Raw genomic sequence first — 206 nt, 5'->3', positions numbered from 1 at the left:
TCGTTTCCACAATCGTCTGTTACCGTGAACGTATAGACTCTACTCTGCATACAACCATCATCGCTCGTGATGATAGCACCTCCACCATCAGAACTAATCTGACCGCCTGCCGCACAATTATCACTCCAAGTAGTCGCTAAACTCGTTGGCCATGCTTCATTACATTCATCTAACTTATAATCTGGTATTGCTACAATGATTGGAGC

General features: G+C 44.2%; 1 protein-coding gene. It reads right to left on the bottom strand.

The features are described 5' to 3' along the window. On the bottom strand, window positions 1-206 hold a 206-nt coding region (locus H3Z83_RS12885; RefSeq protein ID WP_182125904.1), incomplete at both ends, for a hypothetical protein.

Source organism: Tenacibaculum pelagium (assembly GCF_014062345.1).
Classification (GTDB): Bacteria; Bacteroidota; Bacteroidia; order Flavobacteriales; family Flavobacteriaceae; genus Polaribacter; species Polaribacter pelagius.
Note: the sequence above shows the minus strand (reverse complement) of the source record. Positions and strands in the feature narration are given on the sequence as shown.